At 35.3% G+C, this 1,577-nt stretch carries 1 protein-coding gene and 1 pseudogene; both read right to left on the reverse strand.

From position 1 onward, the window contains the following. Positions 1-239, reverse strand: a pseudogene (locus EHQ59_RS15755) (dTDP-4-dehydrorhamnose 3,5-epimerase); the annotation flags it as partial. Beyond that, entirely contained in the window at positions 236-1,339 is a 1,104-nt protein-coding gene (gene rfbG / locus EHQ59_RS15760) for a CDP-glucose 4,6-dehydratase (RefSeq protein WP_135620689.1), read from the reverse strand. The gene rfbG and the pseudogene EHQ59_RS15755, both read right to left, overlap by 4 nt. Positions 1,340-1,577 lie beyond the last annotated feature (238 nt).

The following is a 1,577-nucleotide window of genomic DNA, read 5'->3' on the forward strand; positions in this document are numbered from 1 at the left end:
CTATCATCATAAGCGTAAAATTGTATTCTTCCTACAGGCACTACCAAGTTCAACGTCATTTCCAAATGCTTTTTCCAGCCTTTCGTTTCTCCTTTTTGCACAGAAGAGAAGTATGCTTCTTCAAAACCCGAAAACCCAGGATCAAATTTTTTCATCGCATGTAATACATCACCTTTATCCCCAGGAATGATTTTCAAAGGTGTTTGTAGAATGCCATTTATATCATCTATTTTCTTCAATCTCTAGACCAAGCCATTCCTTTAGATTTTGCTATCTGAATGTATTCCCTAATTTGTGCCAAAGAAAAATCATGCACATTAATTTTCCGATTGTAGAAGTTTTCATACCATTGTGATGTCATACGGACTGTTGTTTCAAAATCCAAAACTGCTTTCCATTTTAATTGATGCAAGGCTTTGTCACAGTTTAATTTCAAAAGTCCAGATTCATAAGGCCCATCATGACTAGATGAAATGTCTTCAAACAGCACAGCTTCCCAGTGTTTTTGCATTTCTGTTACCAATTCTAGAACTGTGTGATTATTTTCAGAAGGTGGACCAAAATTAAATGCTTCACCATGGACCTTAGCATCTACACTTAATGCAAATGCTAAGTTCAAATAACCACTGAGCGGCTCCAAAACATGTTGCCAAGGTCTAGTAGCATATGGATTACGAAGTTGTAATACTTCGCCTTTAGACCAAGCTCTGACACAATCAGGAACAATTCTATCATTAGCCCAATCTCCTCCTCCGATCACATTACCAGCTCTTCCGATTCCAATTTTTACTTTAGATGCATTTCCGGTAAAATATGACTTAATATACGACTTAATTACAAGTTCAGCCGCTCCTTTGGAGGCACTATAAGGATCCGATCCTCCAAGTGTATCGTTTTCTCGATAACCCCACACCCACTCTACGTTGTCGTAAGCCTTGTCACTGGTTAGAATCACAGCAATGCAATTCTTCTTAATTTCATTTAATGCATCCAGGATATTAGCAGTACCCATGACGTTGGTAGAATACGTCAGGATTGGATCTTTATAGGAGAGTCTCACCAAGGGCTGAGCAGCTAGATGGAAAACAAAATCTGGTTGAGAATTCTTAAATAAATCTTTAACCATTTCAATATTTCTAATATCAATGCGATGGTCCTCAATCTGATTGAAAATTTTAGATTCTTCAAAGAGAGAGGGAGTAGACGGAATATCCCAAGACATACCAATCACTTTTGCCCCTAAACTTTGGAGCCAAATAGATAACCAAGAACCTTTAAATCCTGTGTGACCAGTAATTATCGCTTTTTTGTTTTTAAATAAGTTTTCAAAATTATGCATTAACTTTTACAATTCTACTCACTTTGATTGATTTTATTCATAATAGTTTCTTTTTCACAGAGATAGAATATATCGTTAAGAAAAACAATTTATATACTCCTGCACTAAATTCCCACAATTTAAACTAGTCTAGGAACAATTTAAGAAAATTTGTTAAATTTAATTTTTCACCTTCAATATAATCAACATTTAGTGATACAGGATAATTGTAAATACCAGGTAATCCCAACCTCTTAAA

This window comes from Leptospira kemamanensis, assembly GCF_004769665.1.
GTDB lineage: Bacteria > Spirochaetota > Leptospiria > Leptospirales > Leptospiraceae > Leptospira_A > Leptospira_A kemamanensis.